We start from the raw sequence: 22,890 nt of genomic DNA, 5'->3' as shown, positions 1-22,890 counted from the left end.
CCTCCCCAAGCGTTCCATCCTCGGAAAGAAGGGCCGGCGCCGTCTGCTTGCGGTGCCGGCCCGTTTTGCAGGGGTGCCGGGTCAGAAGTCCCAACTGGCGCGTAGCATGCCGCCGTGGCTCTGGTAGTCGCGGCGGAGTTCGCCGGTGTACTCCAGCCGCAGCTTGAAGCCGTCCGACTTCTCCAGGGTGGTGCCCAGCGCCAGGCCCAGGCCGTCCGCCTGCGGGCGGCCGGTGGTGCTGGCGAAGCTGACGCCCGCCAGCGCGCCCGTGGTGGCGATGGGGCCGTTCAGGTAGTCGTGCACCCAGAACACCCGCAGGTCCGGGAACAGCCGGCCGATGCCCGTGTCCCACGTCGTGTCCACCTTCATCCCCAGTTCCTGGGTGATGGCGTTGGTCACCAGGGAGTCCACCGCCATGTTGGCCGCCCCGGCATCCCGCTCCTCATAGCCATGGTTGGTCAGCCGCACGGCCCGCACGCTCACCTGCGGTGTCAGGGTGAAGTCCGCCGCCGATGGCAGTTCATAGCCGACGGTGACCTTGCCCAGGTACTGCTCGCCGCCGTAGTTGGCGTTGGCGCGGGTGCCCAGGAACTGGATGACGCGGCGCTGGTCGAAGTGGTTGTAGCCGAAGCCCAGCTGGCCCTCGACCGACAGCTTCTGGTCCGCCCAGTCGGGGCGGTAGACGCTGTAGGCGGTGAGCTGGTAGCTGCCCACGCGGGTGGTGCTGCCCGCCATGACCCCCTGGCCGACCGAGGCGCTGTTGATCCAGCTGAAGGCCATGCCGGCCATCACTTCCGGATCGGCGAACCAGTCGGCGCCCAGCACCAGGCCGGCGCTGCTGGCGCGGTAGCCAGCGGCCTCCGTCGTGGTGCCGCGCAGCACGCCGGCGCCCACGACCTCGCCCCACAGCACGCCTTGGCGCCCGGCCGAGCCCGCGGCCAGACCCTTCTCCCCGCCGTCCATCAGGCTGGCCACCGTCTCCTGGTGCTGGCTGATGGCCGTGGTGGTGGGCGTGACCGAGGTCGCCGTCAGCTGCGGCGTCAGCTGGCTGGGCGACAGCTGCGCCACCGCCACCTGCTTGGCCGCCGGCGTCAGGGTCGCCAGCGGCGCCAGCACCTGCTGCGTGAACGCCGCCACCTGGGTGTTGGTGGTGATGCTGCTGCTGGCCAGCGCCGCGATCTGGTCCAGGGCCGAGCCCGTGCCCACCGCCGCGCCACCCTGGGCGTTGCCCACCGCCGTGTAGTTGGTGGCGGTGCCCGCCACCTTCACCACCAGGTCGGTGGTGCCGCCCACCGTCACCACGTCGCTGGTCACGGTGTAGCCGGTGGCGCTGAAGCTGACGCCGCTGAGGCTCAGCCCGCCGCCCGCCGCCGCGATGGTGTAGGTGCCGGCCTGCAGGGCGTTGCCGCCCGCCCCCTGCAGCGTCACCGACCCGCCCGTCAGGCTGGCGCTGCCGCTGATCACCAGGTTGCCGTAGCTGGTCTGCGACGTGGCCCCGATCACCAGGCCGCCGGCCGTCTGGCTGTAGCCGCCGGTGATGTTCACGGCACTGGTCACCAGCAGGGTGGCCCCGCTGTTGACCACGCTGTGGCCGGTGACGTTCACCGCGTCGGCCAGCCGCACGGCACCACTGGTGAAGCGCAGGTTGGACAGGCGGTTGTCGATGGTGCCGCCCGTGAACACGCCCGGCGCGCTGGTCGTGGCGCCCCCGCTGACCACCAGGTCGTTGGCGCTGAGGTTGACCACATTGCCGCTGATGGTGCCGCTGTTGGCCAAGGTGCCGAGCGTGCCGGTGCTGGCGATGTACAGCGCCGTGGCGCCGCCGGCGGTGTTGGCCAGCGTGCCTGTGACATTCAGGGTGGCCAGGCTGGCACCGATATAGTCATTGCCCGCCGCCGCCAGCAGGGTGCCGCCGCTGGTGACCGCATTGGCCGACAGGCCGGTGACGCCGCTGGTGACGGTGGCGCCGGTGTAGCTGGAGCCGGTGCCGCCCTGGATCAGGGTGACGCTGTCGCCCACCAGATAGTTGGCGGTGCCCGCCAGGCCGGCGTTGACCACGCCGCCCGTCACGCTGGCCGCATTGCTGACGGTCAGCACATGGCCGCCCGTGGCCAGCGTGCCGCCGCTCTGCGCGAAGTTGCCCGTGATGCCGACATTGCTGGCCAGGGTGAGGCTGGCGCCGGTGTTGCTGACCGTGTGCGTCGCCACGTTGAGGGCGTCGGCCAGGCTGATGGCGCCGCTGGCGAACACCACGTTGCTGGCGGTGTTGGTGATGGTGCCGCCACTGAAGCGGCCCGCCGTGCCGTTGGCCCCGCCGTTGATGGTGAGGTCGCGGGTGCTGGTGTTGACCACGTTGCCGATGAGGACGCCGCTGTTGGCCAGGCTGCCCAGGGTGCCGGTCGAGGCGATGTACAGCGCCGTGGCGCCGCCGGCGGTGTTAACAAGCGTGCCGGTGACGGAGAGGGTGGCCAGGCTGGCGCCGATATAGTCGTTGCCGGCCACCGCCAGCAGGCTGGTGCCGCTGGTGGCCCCGGTGGCGCCCAGGCCGGTCAGGCCACTGGTGACCGTGGCGCCGGTGTAGCTGGAGCCCGTGCCGCCCTGGATCAGGGTGACGTTGTCGCCCACGAAGTAGTTGCCCACGCCGCTAACGCCGGCGCTGACCGTGCCGCCCGTCACCAGCGCCGGGCCGCTGACCGTCAGCACATGGCCGGCCACGGCCAGGGTGCCGGCCGTCTGGCTGTAGGCGCCGGTGATGGCGACGTCGCTGGCCAGGGTCAGGGATGCCCCGCTGTTGCTGACGGTGTGGCCGGTGACGTCGATGGCGTCGGCCAGGCTGACGGCGCCGCTGGCGAACACCACGTTGCTGGTGGTGTTGGTGATGGTGCCGCCGCTGAAGCGGCCCACCGTGCCGTTGGTCCCGCCCTGGATGACCAGGTCGTTGGCCGACAGGTTGGTGATGTTGCCGCTGATGGTGCCGCTGTTGGCCAGGCTGCCCAGGGTGCCGGTGCTGGCGATGTACAGCGCCGTGGCGCCCCCGGCCGTGTTGGCCAGGGTCCCCGTGACACTGAGCGTGGCCAGGCTGGCACCGATGTAGTCGTTGCCCGCGACCGCCAGCAGGGTGCTGCCGCTGGTGCCGGCCACGGCGTCCAGGCCGGTCAGGCCGCTGGTGACGGTGGCGCCGGTGTAGCTGGAGCCGGTGCCACCCTGGATCAGGGTGACGCTGTCGCCCACCAGGTAGTTGGCGGTGCCCGCCAGGCCGGCGTTGACCACGCCGCCGCTGACGCTGGCGGCGTCGCTGACGCTCAGCACGTGGCCGGCCACGGCCAGGGTACCGGCCGTCTGGCTGTAGGCGCCGGTGATGCTGACGTCGCCGGCCAGGGTCAGGGATGCCCCGCTGTTGCTGACGGTGTGGCCGGTGACGTCGATGGCGTCGGCCAGGCTGACGGCACCCGCCGCGAAGGTCAGGTTGCTCAGGCTGTTGCGGATGGTGCCGCCCGAGAAGCTACCCACGGTACCACCAGAGCCCCCGACGATGACCAGGTCGTTGGCGCTGGCGTTGACCACGTTGCCTATGATGGCCCCGCTGTTGGCCAGCGTGCCCAGGCTGCCGGCGCTGGTGATCAGCACCGCCGTGGCGGCGTTGATGGTGCCGGTGTTGCTGAGCGTGCCCAGGGTGCCGCCGACATAGTCGCTGAGCAGGGTCAGCAGCAGGTCGGTGGCAGCACCATTGGCGCCTGTGCCCAGGGTGGCGCTGAAGCCCGTGGCCGCGGCGGTCAGTCCGCCGGTGGTCAGGGAACCGCCGACCTCGGCGATGGTGTAGCTCTGCCCGGCGATCAGGTTGCTGCCCGACAGCGCCGTGACCGCCACGGTGCCGCCGGTGAAGGCGGCGTCGCCGCTGACCAGCAGCTCACCTGCCGTGCCACTGCCGATGCCCATGGCCAGGGTGCCGGCGCTTTGGGCGTAGTTGCCCGTCACGCTGAGGACGTTGGTCAGCAGCACGTTGGCGCCGCTGTTGACCAGGGTGCCGGTGCCGACGTTGACCTGGTCGTTCAGCAACAGGTTGCCGCTGGCCAGCGTGACATTGGCGCCCGTGCTGGTGAGGGTGCCGATGCCGTTGGTCCCGGTCAGGGTGCCGACCACCGTGCCGCTGCCGCCGGTGAAGACCAGGGCGTTGGCGCCGCTGTTGACCACGTTGCCGGCGATGACGCCGCTGTTGGCGATGGTGCCGATGCTGCCCTGGTTGTACAGGGCGGTCACGCCGGCGATGGTGCCGCTGTTGGCCACTACGCCGATGCTGCCGGCGTTGTTCAGGCCGGCGGCGGCCGGCGCCGGGGCGTCCAGCAGGGCGCCGGTGTTGACCACCGTGCCAATGGTCCCCTGGTTGTACAGGCCGACGAGGCCCGTGGCGGTGCCGTTGTTGCTGACCAGGCTGATCGTGCCCAGGTTCTGGATGCCGTAGAGCGTGCCGCTCAGCAGGCCGGTGTTGACCAGGGTGCCCAGGCTGCCGCCGGTGGCGACGTAGGCCGCCGTCGCCACGCCGGCGATGGTGCCCGTGTTGTTCAGCGTGCCCAGGGTGCCGCCGATGTAGTCGTTGGCGACCCCCAACAGCAGGTCGACGGTGGATCCGATGGTGGCCGTGCTGCTGGTGAGCGCCAGCCCGCTGATGGCGGCCACGACGCGGACCCCGTCATAGTCGGAGCCGGCGCCACCCTGCACCAGCGTCGCGCTGTCGGTGACCAGGTGGTTCGCCTGGCTGGACAGCATCTGTGTGGTGGAAACGGTGCCCCCCGTGAGGCTGGCGACGCCGCTGACCACCAGCGTGTTGAGCCCAAGGGCCAGTGTGCCGCTGGTCTGGCTGTAGTTGCCGGTGACGCTGACGATGCTGGTCAGCAGCACGTTGGCGCCGCTGTTGACCAGGGTGCCGGTGCCGACGGTCACCGCATCGTTCAGGACCAGGTTGCCGCTGGCCAGCACGACGTTGGCGCCGGTGCTGGTGATGGTGCCCTGCGCCCCGGCCAAGCCGGTCAGGGTGCCGATGGTGGCGCCCGTACCGCCGGCGATGCTCAACACCTGGGACGACAGGTTGACGACGGCGCCCTCGATGAGGCCGCTGTTCACAAGGGTACCCAGGCTGCCGCTGGCGGCGATGTGGACCGCCGTGGCCGCCGACACCGTGCCGCTGTTGGTCAGGCTGGCCAAGCTGCCGCCGACATAGTCGTTGATCGCCGTCAGCACCAGGTTGTCGCCGCTGGCCCCCGCCGTGGCGATCAGGCCCGTGACCCCGCTGCTGACGGTGGCGCCGGTGTAGGTGGAGCCCGCCCCGGCGGCAACAAGGGTGGTCACCCCGCCCGCCACATAGTTGCCCTCGTTCGACAGGCCGGCCAGCACGCCGCCGCCGGTGATGCTGGCCGCACCACTGACCGTCAGCGCCTGCCCGCCCAGGGACAGGCTGCCGGCCGCCTGGCTGTAGGAGCCCGTGACCTGGATGGCTCCCGCCAGCGTCACCGACGCGCCGCTGTTGACCAGGCTGCCGGTGCCCACATTCACCGCGTCCCCAAGCAACAGGGTGCCGGATGCCAGGGTCACCCCCGCCAGCGTGCTGGTGATGGTGCCGCCCGTGAAGCTGCCCACCGTGCCGTTGCCGCCGCCCACGATGATCAGGGCGTTGGCGCTGGTGTTCACCACGTTGCCCGCGATGGTGCCGCTGTTGGCCATCGTGCCCAGGCTGCCGCTGGTGTACAGCGCGGTGATGCCGGCGATGACGCCGCTGTTGGCGATGCCGCCCACCGTGCCGGCGTTGTTCACGCCATAGGTTCCGCCGCTGATCGTGCCCTGGTTGACCAGGGTGCCCACGGTGCCCTGGTTGAGCAGCGCGGTGTGGTTGCTGGCGATGACCGCCCCGTTCGTCACCGTGACGATACTGCCGGTGTTCCATAGGGCCATGGAGAAGCCGGCGATGGTGCCGCTGTTGGTCAGGGTGCCCAGGACACCGTCATTTTCCACGCCGGTGTTGACACCGGCGATGGTTCCGGCCCCGGCATTGGCCCAGACCGCGATGGTGCCCTCATTGATCAAGCCGATACGGCCGGCGATGGTGCCGCTGTTGCTGACCGTGCCCAGGGTCCCCAGGTTGTACAGGCCATAAGACTCGCCGGTGATGGTGCCCCGGTTGTCCAGACCGCCGATCAGGCCCCAATTGACCAGGCCCGCCGCCCTGGGGGCGAAATCGTCCACCAGGCTGCCGGCGTTCAGCACCGTGCCGATGGTGCCGACATTGTACAGGCCTACCGTGCCGCTGATGGTGCCGGCGTTGCTGACGGTGTCGATGCCGCCATTGTTATATAGGCCGTAGCGGGTTCCGTGCAGCACGCCGCTGTTGCTGAGGGTACCGATGGCGCCGCCGTCCGCGACGTAGGCCGCCGTCCGCACGCCGGTGATGGTGCCGGTGTTCTCCAGGTTGGTCAGCGTGCCGCCGACATAGTCGCTGGCCGCGGTCAGCAGCAGGTCGACCGTGCCGCCGATGGTGGCGGTGTTCGCGGCCAGGGTCAGGCCGGTGATGCCGGAAAGGATGCTGACCCCGGTATAGCTGGACCCGATGGCGCCCTGGACCAGGGTGCCGTGGCTGTCGCCCACCAGGTAATTCCCGCTGGCGTCCAACTGGGTGGTGGTCACCGTGCCGCCGCTGATGTCGGCCACGCCGCTGACCACCAGGGTGTAGGTGCCCAGCGCCAGCGTGCCGCCGCTCTGGCTGTAGCCGCCGGTGATGCTGACGGTCCGCAGCAGCGACAGGGCCGCCCCGCTGTTCACCACCGTATGGGTGTCGACAGTGATGTCGTCGTTCAGCGCCAAGCTGCCGCCCGCGAACACGACGTCGGCCTGCGGGCTGCTCAGCGTGCCGCTGCCGCCGTTGAAGCCGGTCAGCGTGCCGATTTGCCCGTCGGCGCCACCGACGATGGTCAGGCCGGCCGGCCCGTCGTTACGGACATCGCCGGCGATGGTGCCGCTGTTGACCAGCGTGCCCAGGCTGCCACCCTGGCTGATCCAGATCGCGTAGGTCTTGCCGCTGATGACGCCGCTGTTCGACAGCGTGCCGATGGCGCCCGTGGAATAGACGCCGACGGCGGCGGCGCTGGTGCTGCCCCGGGCCAGGATGACGCCGCTGTTGCGGATTTCGCCAATGGTGCCCTTGTTCCCGATGGCGGAGGACGTCGATGTTATGGTGCCGCGGTTGATCAGCAGGCCGATGCTGTTGCTGGACGTCACGCCGCTATAGCCGTTGATGCTGCCGCCATTGTCCAGGGTACCGATGGCGCCATCATTGCTGAGACCGACGAACCGGCCCGACAGCAGCCCACTGTTGCTCAGGCTGCCCAGCACGCCGGAGGCGGCCACGTACACCGCGGAGTTGACGCCCCGGATCGTGCCGGTATTGGCGATGGCTTCCAGCGCGCCGCCGACATAATCATTGCGCGCCAGGGCCAAGAGGTTGCGTCCGTCGCCACTGACGGTCCCGCCGAGCGCCAATGGGCTCAAGCCGCTGGCCACGGTGGCGCCCGAGTAATCAGAGACGGCACCCGCCGTGATCAGCGTGCCGGCGATGGCCCCGGCCAGATAGTTGCCGCTGCTGGACAGCGTGGCCACCACCGTGCCGCCGGTGATGGTGGCGGCACCGCTGACCGCCAGTTGCGCGCCCACGCCCAGCGCCACCGTGCCGGCGGATTGGCTGTAGTTGCCGGTCACGCTGACGGTGTTGGGCAGCGACAGCGAGGCGCCGGCGTTGAACACCGTGTGGTCGCCCATGTCGATGACATCGTTCAGCAGCAGCTTGCCGCCCGCGAATACCAGGTCGCTGGACCCGCTCGTGAGGGTGCCCTGATTGCCCAGGGTGTAGCCCGTCAGCGTGCCCACCGACAAATCGGTGCCGCCGGTGATGGTGAGGGGGGTGGCCCCGTCATTCCGGATATCGCCGGCGATGGTGCCGCTGTTGGCAACGAGGCCGATGGTGCCTCTGTTTTCCAGGGCGACGGGCCCGCTGATCAGGCCGCTGTTGGACAGCACGCCGACGGTGCCCTGGTTCAGCACGGCCGCCGCCGTGCCGGACCCGGCGTTGATCTGCGTGTTGATCAGGCGGCCACTGTTGGCCAGGGTGCCGATGCGGCCGATGTTGACGATGCCGTTCGTGCCATCGGCCAGCAGCGTGCCGCTGTTGGATAGCAGGCCGATGGTGCCGCCGTTGATGACGCCAGTGCCGGCCACGCTGATCAACATATTGTTGAGCAGCGTACCCGCGCCGCCCTGGTTGTTGACGCCCCAGGTGCCGTTGAGCGTGCCGTCGTTGGACAGGGTTCCGACGCTGCCCGTGCCGGCCACAAAGATGCCGGTGGCGGCGCTGATCGTGCCGCTGTTGCTGAGGTTGGCCAGCGTGCCGCCGACATAGTCGTTGGCGATGGTCATCAGCAGGTTCTGGCCGTCGGAGGTGCTGCCGGTCGCCAGGCCGGCCAGGCCGCTGGTGACGGTCGCACCAGCATAGTTGGACCCGGCGCCGCCCTGCGCCAGGGTGTAGGGGGTGGCCCCCACGGTGTAATTGCCGCCGGCGTCCAGGCTGCCCACGACGGTGCCGCCGGTGATGGTGGCCGCTCCGCTGATGATCAGCGCACTGGCGCCGGCGTTCAGCGCCAGGGTGCCGTCCGTCTGGCGATAGCTGCCGGTGATGGTCACGGTGCTGGGCAGCGTCAGGCTGGCGCCGGCGTTCAGCACCGTGTTGGATCCGGCGTTGATGCTGTCGTTCAGCAGCAGGTTGCCGGACGCGAACACAAGATCGGCGTCGGTGCTGCGGATGGTGCCCTGGCTGACCAGGTTGGCGCCGGTCAACGTGCCGGTGGTGTGCGTCCCGCCCGCGATGGTCAGGGCGGTGCCGCTGCCGTTGCGGATATCGCCCGCGATCACGCCGCTGTTGGACAACAGGCCGATGCTGCCCGATCCACCGAGGCGCACGGCGGTGGTCACGCCCCGAATCGTGCCGCTGTTCGCCAGCGTGCCGATGGTGCCGGAGGAGTAGACGCCGATGCCGCCGTTCGCGCCGGTGCCGGCGACGAGGCCACTGTTGTCCACCGTCCCGATGGTCCCGGTGTTGTTCAGGCCGAATACGGCACCCGTCATGGTCCCGTGGGTATCGACCAGGCCGATCAAGCCGGTATTCGCCAGGCCCGCCGCCACGGGGGCGGCGGCATCGATCAGGCTGCCATAGTTGAGGACGGTGCCGATGGTGCCCCGGTTGTACAGCGCCACCGTGCCGGAGATGGTTCCCTGGTTGATGACAGTGTCGATGCGGCGCTGGTTGAGCAGACCGTAAAGGTCCCCGCTCAGCGTGCCGGTATTGGACAGCGTCGAAATGCTGCCAACGTTGCTGACGCCGATGTTGCCGCCGCTGATGGTGCCGCCGTTGGACAGCGTGCCGATGACACCGTCATTGAGGATGCCTTGGGCGCCACCCTCGATGATGGCGTTGTTGGCCAGCGTACCGATGGTGCCGAAGAGGTTGAGGACGCCGTTGATGCTGCCGTTCAGGGTGCCGCCATTGACCAGCGTGCCCAGCCAGCCGGTACCGGCGATGTAGACGGCGGAATCCACGCCATTGATGGTCGTATCGTTCCCCAGGGCGTCCAAGGTGCCGCCGACATAGTCGTTGGCCGCCATCGCCACCAGGTCGACCTGGTCACCCATGGCGACCGATCCGGCGGTTGCGGTCAGGCCGGTGACGCCCGCGGCGATGCTGACCCCATTGTAGCTGGACCCCAGGCCGCCCTGGACCAGGGTGCCGGCGCTGGCGCCGGCCAGATAGTTCCCCGTGCTGGACAGCGTGGTCTGAACGGTGCCGCCGGTGATGCTGGCCGCCCCACTGACCACCAGTCGCCCATCCGTGCCCACGTCAAGGACGCCGGCGGACTGGCTGTAGTTGCCGGTCACGCTGACGATGCTGGACAGCGTCAGTGTGGCGCCGGTGTTGAACACGGTCTGGCCGTCGGCGACGATGCTGTCGTTCAGCAGCAGGCTGCCGCCCGCGAACACCACATTGGCGCCGGGGCTGGTGATCGTGCCCTGGCTGATGAGGTCATAGCCCGTCAGGGTGCCGACCGTTCCGTCCGATCCACCGACGATGGTCAGGGGGGTGCTGCTGAAATTGGCGATGACGCCGGCAATTACGCCGCTGTTGACCAGCGTGCCGAGGGTGCCGCTGTTGTGAACGCCGGTGGACGAACTGGAAAGGCCGCCGCCGTTCATGATGGCGGCGTTCGGGCCACTGATGGTGCCGCTGTTGATCAGTGTCGCGATGGTGCCGTAGTTGCGGATGCCGGTGGAACCACCTGAAATCCGGCCGCTGTTGGTCAGCGTGCCGATGGTGCCCTGGTTGCCGATGCCGACATACACGCCAGTGGCGGAGCCGCTGTTGGTCAGCGTGCCGATGGCGCCATTGTTGTCGATGGCCCCAAAGCCGAACAATTGGCCGGTATTGACTAGGCTGCCCAGAACCCCGGAGGCGGCGACAAAGACGGGCGAGGTGACGCCCGTGATCGCCGCGGCGTTGGTGATGCCGGCCAGCGTGCCGCCCACGTAGTAGTTTTGCGCCACGGCGATCAGGTCGCGGCCGTCATTGCCGGCGGTCCCGCCGACCGCCAGCCCGGTCAGGTCGGCTGACACGACGGCGCCGGAATAATCCGAGGGTGCGCCCGCCGTGATCAGCGTGCCGACGATGCTGCCGGGAAGATAGTTGCCGGCCGGTGAGAACCCGCCCGTCACACCGCCGCCGGTGATGGTGACCGGTCCGCTGACCACCAGCTGGGCACCCGCCTCCAGGTATAGGCTACCGCCAGACTGGCTGTAGGTGCCAGTGATGCTGACGGTATTGGGCAGATCAAGATTGGCGCCGGTGTTCAGCACCGTGTTGGCGCCGGCATTGATGCTGTCGTTCAGCCACAGATTGCCGCCGGCGAACACCACGTTGGAATCAGTACTGAGGATGGTGCCCTGGCTGTCGAGGCCATAACCTGTGAGCGTGCCGAAGGGCCACCCATTCGCCCCGGAAATCGTCAGTGCCCCAGCGCCATCATTACGGATATTGCCGGCGATGGTTCCTTGGTTGTCCAGCAAGCTGAGGGTGCCCGCGTCGCGCAGCCTGATGGCCGTCGCTGAACCGCTGATGATACCGCTGTTGCTCAGCGTGCCGATGCCGCCGTCGACAAGGATCGCCGCGCCCCTATCGCTTACGGCGCTGATGACTCCATAGTTGCTGAGGCTTCCGAGGGTGCCGCCAACGACGATCGCCCGCGACACCTGGCCGGTAACCGTCGAACCCAAGGTGCCATGGTTTTCCAGAAGGTCCAGGCTGCCCGTGCTGGCGACGTACACCGCGTAATTCGTGGCCAGTGTCAGCGTATTGTCGAGATACGCCAGGGCACCGCCGATGTAATTGTTGTCGAAAGTGAGCAGCAGGGCGGCGGTGCTGTCGGTGGCGGCGGTCGAGCTGTGGGCGCTGACGCCAGCGACGTCGCCGACGACGGTGGTGGTGGCGCCGGCGTAGCTGGAACCGGTGGTGCCCTGCACCAGGGTGTAGTCCCCGGCGAGGTAATTGCCGGTGCTGGACAGGCTGGAAAGGACCGTGCCACCACTGATATTGGCCACGCCGCTGACGATCAGCAGGCCGCCGGCATCGGGGTTGACCACCAGCGTGCCCGCCGACTGGCTATAGGCGCCGGTGACGCTGATGGCGTTGGTCAGGGTCAGGCTGGCGCCCGTGTTGGTGACCGTGTTGGCGCTGACATCGAAGCTGTCCCCGATGGCCAGCGCGCCCGAGGTGAACACCACACCGTTCTGGGAGCTGCGGATTTGACCGCTGGTGAACGTGCCTACGACCCCACCGGTGCCCCCGCCGATGGTCAGATCGCCGGCACCTTCGTTGATCACATTGCCGGATATGGTGCCGCTGTTGACCAGCGTGCCGATGGTGCCGCCGTCGTGCTGATAGAGGCCATTATAGCCGCCAATGCTGCCGCTGTTGATCAGGGCGCCGATGGTGCCGCTGTTTTCCAGGGCGCTGGCACCGGTGATGGTGCCGTCAGTGTTGAGCACCAGGATGGTGCCCCGGTTATCCACGCCGGTGCTGACGCCGAGGACAATGCCGGTGTTCCTAAGGCTGCCGATCAAGCCCAAGTTGCCGACGGCGGCACCGCTCTGAAGCGCGACGATGGTGCCGCCGTTGTTGATCAGCGTGTCGATGGTGCCTCTGTTCAAAATGCCGAGGCTGAAATGGTTGGTGCCATCGGCCAGCATGACCCCACTATTGGACAGCGTCGCGACGCTACCGATGTTGTACACGGCGGCCGCCGTGCCGCCCCCGCTGCTGGCACCGACGCCGATCAGGGTGCCGCTGTTGTCCAGCGTGCCGATGGTGCCGGTGGAAAGCACCCCATGAAGGCCACCGCCGATGGTGCCGCTGTTGATCAGCGTGCCGATGGTGCCATAGCTGTTATAGACGCCGGAGGCGGCACCCCCTATCGATCCGCTATTGATCAGCGCGCCGATGGTGCTGCCGCTGTTATAGATGCCGGTGGTGCCCCCCCCTATCGATCCGCTGTTGATCAGCGTGGCGATCGTGCCAACGTTCAGAATACCCCATGCCGCACCCTTGATGGTGCCGCTATTGCTCAATGTGCCGATGGTGCCATCGCGGTTATGGACGCCGTAGGTGGCTCCCACTATCGATCCACTGTTGCTCAGCGTGGCGATGGTGCCATCGTTCAGAATACCCCGTGCCGTACCCTTGATGGTGCCGCTATTGCTCAGCGTGCCGATAGTGCCGGCGTTGAAGGCGCCCGTATATCCGCTGATGGTGCCGGTATTGACCAGCGTGCCGATGGAAAGGCTGCTGTAAAGGCCGAAGCCTTCGCTGGCACCGATGGTTCCGTTGTTGATGAACGTGCCGATGATGGCTGAGATCGAGGCCCCATAAATGCCCGTGGCGAGCACGCCGCTTTGTATGCTGACCATACCCTGGTCGGTGGTTATCCCAAGGTCATGCTGGTTGCTGCCGATAACGATATCGGCCGCCGCCGGTCGGGACGCGCCCGCCACGGCAGCCAAAATGACCAGCGAAGACCCCGTCAGCAGCGCCTGGCGCAACCCACCGTTCAGCCCCATCACATCCCCCAACAATGCCTGACGTTTAACCGCCGCTCCTTGCCTCGGAGCGTTTTGCCGCCGCCCACCTACGGCGCCAACCAGGGCGTCGTATTCGGGATTAATCCTACAGAGGTAGGGCTACTTGGGTATGCGGTCGCGCGGGGGAAGTACAATGATCAATTCTGTTTAATTCTATGAATTCTGGTGGAATGTGTGAAAATCTATCAAATATGGTTGCCGCTCTATCACAATTCTAGCCAGTTCACCGGTTAATGGCGGCTGAGAACCAATAAAATTTGAAATCACCAGCGACATCCGCATAAATATTACCTGATGGATAGACGGATGGACTTGGAACAGCGCCTGCAGATTCTTCGGATTATGGGGCATAGACCCAAACCGACAGATGCCGTCCGCTGGCGGGTGTAGATGGACGGCAGGGGGCGAGAGGGGCTGCATGCTGGACGTGCTGGTTGTCGAGGACGCGGATGGTCCCCGTGCGGACCTGGTCGATTACCTGATCCTGAAAGGGTTCCAGGCCGCCGGCGCCGGCACGGGGGCGGAGGCGCTGCGGATCGCGGAGAGCCGTCAGCCCACGGTCTTCATCCTGGACGTTGGCCTACCCGATTGCCTCGGCTTTGATCTGGCCCGCGAGTTCCGCCGGCGCCATGGCCTGGTTTGCGGCATCATCATGCTCACCGGGCACAGCAGCATCGATGACAAGGTCGAAGGCCTCGCCAGCGGCGCCGATATCTATCTGGTCAAACATACCAGCATGCGGGAAGTCGAAGCCAATCTGCGCGGCTTGATCCGCCGCCTGGGCGGGCTGCGCACCCGCGCGGTGGAGCATAAGGTTTCCGTGCCAGCAGCGGGCGACTGGTGGCTTGAGGCGGCGGACTGGCGACTGGTCGCGCCGACGGGGGACAGGACGATGCTGACCGCCACCGAATTCGCCTTCCTGGCGCGGCTAATGCAGACCTGCGGGGCCATCGTGTCGCGGGCCGAGCTTATCGCCTCGCTGGAGCGGCCGTCCATGGTTCATAACGACCGCAATCTTGACGCGGTCATCAGCCGCTTGCGCCGCAAGGTGCTGGACGCGTGTGGCGTTGAGCTGCCGGTGGCCATGGTGTACGGCCAGGGTTACGTGTTCCGCGCGCCGTCGCCAGCGGAATAGCCCGAGGGCGCCCCAATCACCCCGGCCGCCGCCAGCGCCGCCAGACGCGCCTGGTCCAGGCCCAGGACGTCGCGCAATACCGTAGCCGTATCGGCGCCCAGGGCGGGTGGTGCCCTTCCATCCATGATCGGTGTTCCCGACAGCTTCACTGGACAGGCGACGCCGGGGGCCGAGCCCAGTACAGGATCGGGCAGGGTCAGGGCCAGCCGGCGGTGCTTGACCTGCGGGTCGGCGAAGACTTGGCTCAGGGTGTTGATGGGCCCGGCGGGAACCGCCGCCGTCTCCAGCCGCGCCAGCCAATGCGCCGACGGGGCCGTCGTCAGCCGGGCCGTCAGCCGGTCGGTCAATGCCGCGCGATGGGCGACGCGCTGGCTGTTGGTGGCGAAGCGGGGATCGGTGCTCAGCTCCGGCACCGCCAGCACGGCGCACAACCGCGCGAACTGGCCGTCGTTGCCCACCGCCAGGTTGATGTGGCCATCGCCGGTGGGGAAGGTGTCGTAGGGGACGATGCTGGGATGGCCGTTGCCCAGGGGCTGCGGGTCACGGCCGCTGGCCAGGTGGTTCAGCGCCTGGTTGGCCATGGCCGCCACCATGCAGTCCAGCAGCGCCACGTCGATATGCTGGCCCTCGCCGGTCTTCTCCCGGTGGTGCAGGGCCGCCAGGATGGCGTTGCCGGCGTAGAGTCCGGTGATGATGTCGGCAAGGGCCACGCCCGCCTTCTGCGGCCCACCCTCCGCCGTGCCGGTGACGCTCATCAACCCGGACATGCCCTGGACCAGGAAGTCATAGCCAAGGCGATGGGCGTAGGGCCCGTCCTGGCCGAAGCCCGATATGGAACAGTAGATCAGGCGCGGGTTGACGGTCCGCAGGCTGGGATAATCCAGGCCGTACTTGGCCAGTCCGCCAACCTTGTAGTTTTCCACCACCACGTCTGAGCGGGCGGCCAGGTCGATCAGGAGCGCCCGGCCCTCGGCGGTGGTGAAGTCCACGGCGATGGAGCGCTTGTTGCGGTTGGCCGCCAGGAAATAGGCGGCGGTTCCGTCCTCCTCCGCCCCCACCCCGCCGACGAAAGGGGGCCCCCAGCGCCGGGTATCGTCGCCTTCCCCCGGCTTTTCCACCTTGATGATGGTGGCCCCGAAATCGCCCAGCAGCTGGGTCGCCCAGGGGCCGGCAAGGATGCGGCTCAGGTCCAGGACCTGGATGCCCGTCAGCGCGCCCGTCATGATGCGTTCAAGCCCGCCGATCAGAACGCGGCGATGCCGGTGATGGCGCGGCCCAGGATCAGGGCGTGGACATCGTGGGTGCCTTCGTACGTGTTCACGGTTTCCAGGTTGATCATGTGGCGCATCACCGGGAACTCGCCGGAAATGCCGTTGCCGCCGTGCATGTCGCGGGCGGCGCGGGCGATGTCCAGCGCCTTGCCGCAGTTGTTGCGCTTGATCAGGCTGATCATCTCCGGTGTCGCGGTGCCCTCGTCGAACAGGCGGCCGACGCGCAACGCCGCCTGCAGGCCCAGCGTGATTTCCGTCTGCATGTCCGCCAGCTTCTTCTGCACCAGCTGGTTGGCGGCCAGGGGCCGGCCGAATTGCTGGCGGTCCAGGGTGTAGGTCCGGGCAGCGTGGAAGCAGGTTTCCGCCGCCCCCATGGCGCCCCAGGCGATGCCGTAGCGCGCCCGGTTCAGGCAGCCGAAGGGACCCTTCAAGCCCGAGACGCCGGGCAGCAGGTGCTCCTCCCCCACCACCACGCCATCCATCACGATCTCACCGGTGATGGAGGTGCGCAGGCTCAGCTTGTTGGCGATCTTGGGTGCGGACAGGCCGGCCATGCCCTTTTCCAGCACGAAGCCGCGGATGGCCCCGTCGTGCGCGTCGGATTTGGCCCAGACGACGAAGACATCGGCCAAGGGCGCGTTGGTGATCCACATCTTGCTGCCGGTGAGGCGATAGCCGTCGGCCACCTTTTCCGCCCGGGTCCGCATGGAGGCGGGGTCGGAGCCGGAGTCCGGTTCCGTCAGGCCGAAGCAGCCCACCCATTCCCCGGACGCCAGGCGGGGCAGGTAGCGGCGGCGCTGCTCCTCACTGCCGTAGGCGTAAAGCGGGTGCATGACCAGGGAGGACTGCACGCTCATCATCGAGCGATAGCCGCTGTCCACCCCCTCCACCTCCCGGGCCACCAGCCCGTAGGAGACATAGCTGGCGCTGGCGCCGCCGTATTCCTCTGGCAGGGTGAGGCCCAGCAGGCCCAGCGCGCCCATCTCCTGGAAGATGGCCCTGTCGGTATGCTCCGTGGCGAAGGCCTCCACCACCCGGGGCGCCAGCTTGTCCTGCGCGTAGGCGCGGGCGGTGTCGCGGATCAGGCGCTCCTCCTCACCCAGTTGCGCGTTCAGCAGGAAGGCGTCGTCCCACTGGAACGAGGCGGCGTCACCTTTGGCCATCTTGTGCGATCCCTCTCGACGGCGCCGGTTCGACGGGGGCGCCACCCCTGGATTTAAGCGCCCGGACCAGGGTGGGGCAAGTCATGTCCCGTCATGAGGTGATGCGAATTACTCATGATCTATGGACCTCAACACCTTATTCCTGTTCAATATCGTATTGGACATCATGAGGATGTACCCCCGTGCTTTCCCGTCGCCTTATTCCCAGCACGGCGGCCTTGGTCGCGTTCGAGGCAGCGGCCCGCCATTCCAGCTTCACCCTGGCGGCGGATGAATTGAACCTGACGCAAGGGGCGGTCAGCCGGCAGGTGGCCCAGTTGGAGGCGCAGTTGGGCGTACCGCTGTTCCAGCGGGTGCGCCAGCGGGTGGTGCCGACGCTGGCCGGCCAGTTCTATGCGGAGCAGGTGCGCGACATCCTGGCCCGGCTGGGTCAGGCCGGCGCCCAGGCCATCGCCTTTGAAAGCGGCAGCGGCAGCCTGGGCTTGGCCATCCTGCCGTCCTTCGGCGCCCGCTGGCTGATTCCGCGCATGCCCGATTTCTTCGCCCGCCACCGCGACATCAGCATCAATTTCTCCACCCGCGTGCGGCCCATCGACCCGCGCGCGGAAGGGCTGGACGCCGCCATCATGAGTGCCCTGCCGCCGGTGCCGGACCTCATCCGCCAGCGTTTCATGGGGGAGGAGCTGGTGCCGGTCGCCGCCCCGGCCCTGATTGGCCCGAACGGTCCGCCGCGCCCCGCCGACCTGGCGCGGCTGCCCCTGCTGTTGCAGGAAACCCGTCTCGACAGCTGGACGCTGTGGTTCGAGGCCCAGGGCCTGAAACGCCCGCCGGGGCAGCCGGCCCTGGTGTTCGAGCAATTCCTTCTGGTCATTCGTGCCGCCGTCGCCGGCCTGGGCTGCGCGCTGGTGCCCCGTTTCCTGGTGCGGGAGGAACTTGCGTCCGGCGAGTTGGTCATCCTGCCGGGCCGAGCGTCGCCGGCCGAGACGAGCTATTACCTGGTCTATCCCGCCAACCGCAAAACCTACCGCCCCCTCACGGTCTTCCGCGATTGGCTGATGGAGCAGGGGCGGGAACCGGGCGGAACACCGCCCAAGCCGGCGTAGAGGGGGCGATGACCCGGGCAGTGGGCCAGGGTCATCGCGATCGGCTCGGACGGGCTTTCCGTATCCGGCTCAGGGGACCGTCACCGCCGCCGTGGCCGGCTGGGTGTTCCAGCCGCGCAAGGCCACCTTGGGCTGGCCCTGCGCCAGGGCGGCGGGGTAGGCGATGGTCACCTCACGCCGGTCACCCGGCAGGAGGGAGACATAATTGTCGCTGGCATAGGCCGGCAGCAGGCGGCTGCCGTCGGCGTTCTGCAGGGTCAGCTTGTTCATCAACGACGCGGCGCCGCCGGTGTTGGTCAGGGTCACATGCACCTTGATCTCATCGCCGGCCCGTTCCGTGCGGGTGGATAGGGCGACGGGCTGCGGCGCCAGGTCGTTCAGGTGGCGGGTGGCGGCCTCGTCGGCGACGCGCCAGTAGACATTCTGCGACAGCGTGCCGGCGGCGTCCGACAGATCCAACGCCACCAGCACCAGGCCATTGGCCTGGATGGCGGCCGCCAGGTCCAGCTTCCGCGCGTGGGCGACGGCATCGGCCGGGGCATCGATCTTCTGGGTCTGGTCGCTAATGACCTGGCCGGCCACGGTCAGGACGCGGGCGCGGATGGTCAGACCCTTCTTGGCCTCACGGGTGTTGTTGACCACGGTGATCCCGTCGTCCGGCGCATCCAGCTGCACGTGCAGGGGCTCCGCCGCCTTCTGCACGCCGTAGAAGGCGCCGTGGGTGTCGTAGTCATGGCTCATGATCTGCCAGTTGGTGCTGGGCCAGGCCGGCTGGGTCATCCACAGCAGGCGGCCGCTGTTCACCGTCCACAGGCCGGCGTTCATGCCCTCGAAGATGGCCCGGTGGGTTTCATAGTTCATCAGCTGGGCCTTGCGCTCGAAGTCGGCCAGGCTGGTGGCTGTCCCCAGCTTGCGGTCCATGGCCGCCATGAAGCCGTGGGTGTCGCCGTTACCGGACTGATGCCAGTCGTGATAGGCCCAAGTGTCGCTGACCGGCCAGCGGTCGCCCTCCGGCACCGCGGCCTCGAACGCCTCCAGCGTGGGGAAGCTGGGCGTGCCCACCTCCACCGCGAAACCGCGGGACAGCTTGGTGAAGTACTGCGACGGGTCGCGGTAGTCGTAAGGTCCGCTGTCCTGCAGGTTCACGCGGTTGGAGCTGCCGCTGTAATAGCGGGTGCCGTCCAGGCTGGTGACCAGCTTTTCCAGCCCCTCGTTCAGCACCGGCTGCGGCACGCCCTCGTTGCGGCCGAACCACAGCACGATGGAGGGGTGGTTGCGATAGCGGCGGATGACATCGGCGGCGTTGTCCAGGAACAGCGGCACGTCCTGGGCCTCGATGTTGTAGTCCTGCGTGCTTTCCCAGAAGTCGTTCAGCACCATCAGGCCATATTCATCGGCCAAGTCGAAGAACACATCCTCGGTGTTCTGACCCACCCAATTGCGGATGGTGTTGACGTGGGCCTCGCGGTGCAGGCGGAAGAACGGCTCCAGCCGGTCGCGCGACACGCGCTTGCGCCAATCATCGGTGCCCCAGCTGCCGCCGCGCGCCGGCACGCGCACGCCGTTGACCTTCAGGATCAGATAGGGGGCCAGGCTGGAGTCCTGCAACGGCTTCACCGCCGGCGATTTTTCGGCCCCCGGCGTCAGGGACGACACCCAGCCGCCGGCGATCTTGTGGATGCCGGTGTGGCTGCCGTCCACCACCTGCTGTCCCTGCGCCAAAGTGGGGTCGACCTCCACTCGCCGGACATGCCCCGTCGCATCCATCAGCGACAGCTCATAGCTGACCTCGCGGATGCCGAAGCGGGTGTGCTTCTCATCCGACCGGGTGCCGCCAGCGGCGGCTGTCAGGGTCAGGGTGTGCAGGGCGGGCTCGCCCAGGCCGTTGGGCCACCACAGCGCCGGGTTTTTCACGCTTAGCTGCGGGAACTCGGCGGGGGACAGGATAACGCTGCCCGCACCCGGCGCCAGGGTCACGGTCTTGGTGACCGTCACGGTATCGAAGGCGGCGCGGATCTCGGCCTGCACCGGCTGGCCTGTCAGGTTTTCCACCGGCACGGTGATGGTGATGTCGGCCTTGGACGTGTCGGGCAGGGGCAGCTTGGTCACCACCTGGCTGTCGCCGATGCGCACCGGGCCGGTGGCGGTCAGGGTCACGTCCTGCCACAGGCCGGTGTTGCGGTCACGGACGGCGGGTATCCAGTCCCAGCCTTCGCTGGCGATGAAGGTGGGGCCGTCCAGGGCCTGCATGCCGCCGTTCTCGCCCACGCCGGCGGCGATCGACTGCTCATGCGGCAGGCCGGGGTGGGGCGGCGGGCTGATCTTGACCGCCAGCACGTTCTTCTGCCCGGGGCGCAGATGGCCGGTGACGTCGAACCGCCCCCGGATGAAGGCGCCGCGCACGCCGCCCAGCCGCTCGCCATTCAGCCACACCTCGGCGGCGTAGTTGATCCCCTTGAAGGTCAGCAGCGGGTGGCGGTCCCGCAGGTCGGCCGGGGCGTCGAATTCCGTGCGGTACCAGTAATCCTGCTTGTTCAGGCTTTCCGGGATGGCCAGGTTGTCCAGGCCGTAATCCGGATCAGGATATACGCCGCGGTCGACCAGGGTGGTCAGCACGGTGCCGGGCACCGTCGCCACGTACCAGGCCGCGGTATCGAAGCCGGGCTGGGAGATGCGCGCGCCATCGCCCCGCACCTTGGGTGCCTCCGCCAGGCGCCAGCCGCCGACGGTCCAATTGCCGGCGCCGTCGGCCTTCAGCGCCGGGCCGTTGGGCAGCGGCTTGGCCACGGGTTGGGAGAACGGGGCGGCGCTCTTGGGCAGGGTCCAGGCATCCTGCGGCGTCACCTGGCCCATCATCTGCTTGACCTGCACCGGCCAGGTCGGGCTGGCGGCCTCGAAATTGATCAGGTCGGCGGTGGGCGTCCGCTGGGCCGCGGCCTTGGCCTCCGCCGCGCTCAGCGCTTGGGCGCTGACGGTGAAGCCGGCGATGCGGCCGGCGAAGGCGCCCCCCAGGCGCGGGGCCAGCCCAACCACCGGCGTGACGGCATTCCTTGCTGCCGCGCCCTGCGCCACCTCGGCGCCATCCAGGTAGAGGTGGACGGTCTTGCCGTCGGAACTGGCCAGGGCGTGGTGCCAGGCGCCCGCCTTCACGGCCGCCCCGCCACTGATGCCCTCGCCGGTGCCGGTGCGCAGGGCCAGCCGGCCGTCCTTCAGCCCCAAATAGCGGCCCTGGGCCGGGTCGCCCACGCCGGCCAGCAGCGCGGTGCCGACCTCATCGGCTTGGAACCAGGTGGAGAGTGTCCAGGGACCTTCAGCGGGGAGCGTGATGCCGCCCAGGGACTTGGTCAGCCCATCGCCGCCCGCCAGGAAGGCGGCATTGTACGGGCCAGCGCTGACAGCGTTGTCAGACGCAAGGGCGTTCATAGGCGCGGCCCAGGCGGTGGACACCATCAGCGAGGCCCACAGCAGGCGCCGGACGGCATTCGGCTTATCGATCCCGTGCATCAAGGATACCCTCCCTCGTTGGCCCGGTGGGCCACCCATTATTCTTCAGGCCGGACATAGGTGCTGAAGGGCGCCCTTTCCCGACCAGGCTGGTTGCCGATCCTAGTACAGGCTATCGACAAAGCAGCATTGGCAATTTAATAAAACAACTTAGTTAAATAAAAAAGGGGGAGGGGCCTGCCTATGGCATTTTTGTTCCTCAGCATCGCGACCGCCGCGTTGGCCGGCCTACTGTTCGGTTTCGACACGGCGGTGATCGCCGGCGTGACCGGCGACCTGCGGACGGTCATGAACCTGTCGCCGGGGGCGGTGGGTGTCACTGTGTCCAGCGCCCTGGTCGGCACCTGCGTCGGCGCCCTGGGTGCCGGCGGGCCGGGCGACCGGTATGGCAGCCGTGATTGCCTGCGCGTCATGGCGCTGCTCTACCTCGTCTCCGGGGTGGGTTCAGCCCTGGCGTGGGATTGGCCCTCCCTCGTTTTCTTCCGCTTCATCGGTGGCCTGGGCATCGGCGGGTCATCCGTCCTGGCCCCGGTCTATATCGCGGAGATCGCGCCGCCACAGCGGCGCGGCGCCCTGGTGGGCCTGTTCCAGATGAACATCGTCCTGGGCATCCTGGTGGCCTACCTCAGCAACTACCTGGTCGGCGGCCTGGACCTGGGCGACGCCGAATGGCGGTGGAAGCTGGCGGTCACCGCCGTGCCGTCCGCCGTGTTCCTCATCCTGCTGGCCTTCATCCCCAACAGCCCGCGCTGGCTGGCGGTGAAGGGCAGGGTGGAGGAGGCCGCGACGGTGCTGCGCCGCATGGGGCCGCCCGCGGGCGGCGACACCGCCGTCCGCGCGCTGGCAGCGGGTGCGGGGGCCGTGGGTGCAGGGCGCCTGTCCTGGCGCCACCATCGCCGGCCCATCCTGCTGGCCGTGGGCTTGGCGCTGTTCAACCAGTTCAGCGGCATCAACGCCATCCTCTATTACCTGAACGACATTTTCGCCGCCGCCGGCTTCGGCAAGGTGTCGGCCGACCTGCAATCCGTGGCGGTGGGGGCGACCAACCTGGCGTTCACCGGCATCGCCATGACGGTCATCGATCGAATGGGGCGCCGGACGCTGTTGCTAATGGGCGCCGTGGGCATGGCCCTCAGCCTAGCGGCGGCCGCCCTCATCCTGTCGGGCATGGGCAGCGCCGCTTATCTCATCTGGGCGCTTCTGGGCTTCATCGCCTCCTTCGCGTTCAGCCAGGGGGCGGTCATCTGGGTTTATATCGCGGAGATTTTTCCCACGGCGGTGCGGGCGCGGGGGCAAAGCCTGGGCAGCGCCACCCATTGGCTGGCCAACGCCTTCCTGTCCGGCGTCTTCCCCCTGGTGGCCACATACTCCAAGGGCGCGCCCTTCTACCTGTTCGCCGCCATGATGGCCGTGCAGTTCGTGGTGGTGCTGCTGTTCTTCCCGGAAACCAAGCGCGTGTCGCTGGAGGAAATGGCCGACCGGCTGGAAAGCTGAAGCGG

Annotated in this window: 7 protein-coding genes; 3 read left to right on the top strand and 4 right to left on the bottom strand. The window is 68.1% G+C overall.

The window, feature by feature from the left end; translation table 11 throughout:
* Positions 1-81: 81 nt before the first annotated feature.
* Positions 82-13,194 carry a hypothetical protein gene (locus tag UCD39_RS27085; RefSeq protein ID WP_330498723.1) on the bottom strand — a complete coding sequence of 4,371 codons (13,113 nt, stop codon included), beginning with the start codon at positions 13,192-13,194 and terminating at the stop codon, positions 82-84.
* 439 nt (positions 13,195-13,633) lie between these two features.
* Between UCD39_RS27085 and UCD39_RS27080 the strand changes: the two genes are divergently transcribed.
* Positions 13,634-14,350, top strand: a complete 717-nt coding sequence (locus tag UCD39_RS27080) for a response regulator transcription factor (RefSeq protein ID WP_330498722.1) — start codon at positions 13,634-13,636, stop codon at positions 14,348-14,350.
* Here the strand turns inward: UCD39_RS27080 and UCD39_RS27075 are convergent.
* Both UCD39_RS27075 and UCD39_RS27070 read right to left on the bottom strand, forming a co-directional pair.
* Positions 14,317-15,573 carry a CaiB/BaiF CoA transferase family protein gene (locus UCD39_RS27075; protein ID WP_330498721.1) on the bottom strand — a complete coding sequence of 419 codons (1,257 nt, stop codon included), beginning with the start codon at positions 15,571-15,573 and terminating at the stop codon, positions 14,317-14,319. The two genes, UCD39_RS27080 and UCD39_RS27075, sit on opposite strands and share 34 nt — an antisense overlap.
* A 20-nt stretch (positions 15,574-15,593) precedes the next feature.
* Positions 15,594-16,784, bottom strand: a complete 1,191-nt coding sequence (locus UCD39_RS27070) for an acyl-CoA dehydrogenase (protein ID WP_330498720.1) — start codon at positions 16,782-16,784, stop codon at positions 15,594-15,596.
* A 182-nt stretch (positions 16,785-16,966) separates the two neighbouring features.
* Between UCD39_RS27070 and UCD39_RS27065 the strand changes: the two genes are divergently transcribed.
* On the top strand, positions 16,967-17,887 hold the full coding sequence (locus tag UCD39_RS27065) for a LysR family transcriptional regulator (protein ID WP_330498719.1): 921 nt from the start codon (positions 16,967-16,969) through the stop codon (positions 17,885-17,887).
* A gap of 69 nt (positions 17,888-17,956) precedes the next feature.
* Here the strand turns inward: UCD39_RS27065 and UCD39_RS27060 are convergent, their stop codons facing one another.
* Positions 17,957-21,391, bottom strand: a complete 3,435-nt coding sequence (locus UCD39_RS27060; RefSeq protein WP_330498718.1) for a glycosyl hydrolase 2 galactose-binding domain-containing protein — start codon at positions 21,389-21,391, stop codon at positions 17,957-17,959.
* A 183-nt stretch (positions 21,392-21,574) separates the two neighbouring features.
* Here UCD39_RS27060 and UCD39_RS27055 point away from each other — a divergent pair, with 183 nt between their 5' ends.
* Positions 21,575-22,885, top strand: a complete 1,311-nt coding sequence (locus UCD39_RS27055) for a sugar porter family MFS transporter (RefSeq protein ID WP_330498717.1) — start codon at positions 21,575-21,577, stop codon at positions 22,883-22,885.
* Positions 22,886-22,890: the final 5 nt, after the last annotated feature.

Source organism: Nitrospirillum karajorum (genome assembly GCF_036348415.1).
Classification (GTDB): Bacteria; Pseudomonadota; Alphaproteobacteria; order Azospirillales; family Azospirillaceae; genus Nitrospirillum; species Nitrospirillum amazonense_B.
The sequence above is the reverse complement of the archived record's forward strand: the minus strand, read 5'-3'. Positions and strand labels throughout refer to the sequence as shown.

Excerpts from the sequence above, each read along its gene's own strand:
- UCD39_RS27055 (WP_330498717.1), top strand. The coding sequence starts at position 21,575 with ATGGCATTTTTGTTCCTCAGCATCGCGACCGCCGCGTTGGCCGGCCTA.
- UCD39_RS27060 (WP_330498718.1), bottom strand. The coding sequence starts at position 21,391 with ATGCACGGGATCGATAAGCCGAATGCCGTCCGGCGCCTGCTGTGGGCC.
- UCD39_RS27085 (WP_330498723.1), bottom strand. The coding sequence starts at position 13,194 with ATGGGGCTGAACGGTGGGTTGCGCCAGGCGCTGCTGACGGGGTCTTCG.
- UCD39_RS27075 (WP_330498721.1), bottom strand. The coding sequence starts at position 15,573 with ATGACGGGCGCGCTGACGGGCATCCAGGTCCTGGACCTGAGCCGCATC.
- UCD39_RS27070 (WP_330498720.1), bottom strand. The coding sequence starts at position 16,784 with ATGGCCAAAGGTGACGCCGCCTCGTTCCAGTGGGACGACGCCTTCCTG.
- UCD39_RS27080 (WP_330498722.1), top strand. The coding sequence starts at position 13,634 with ATGCTGGACGTGCTGGTTGTCGAGGACGCGGATGGTCCCCGTGCGGAC.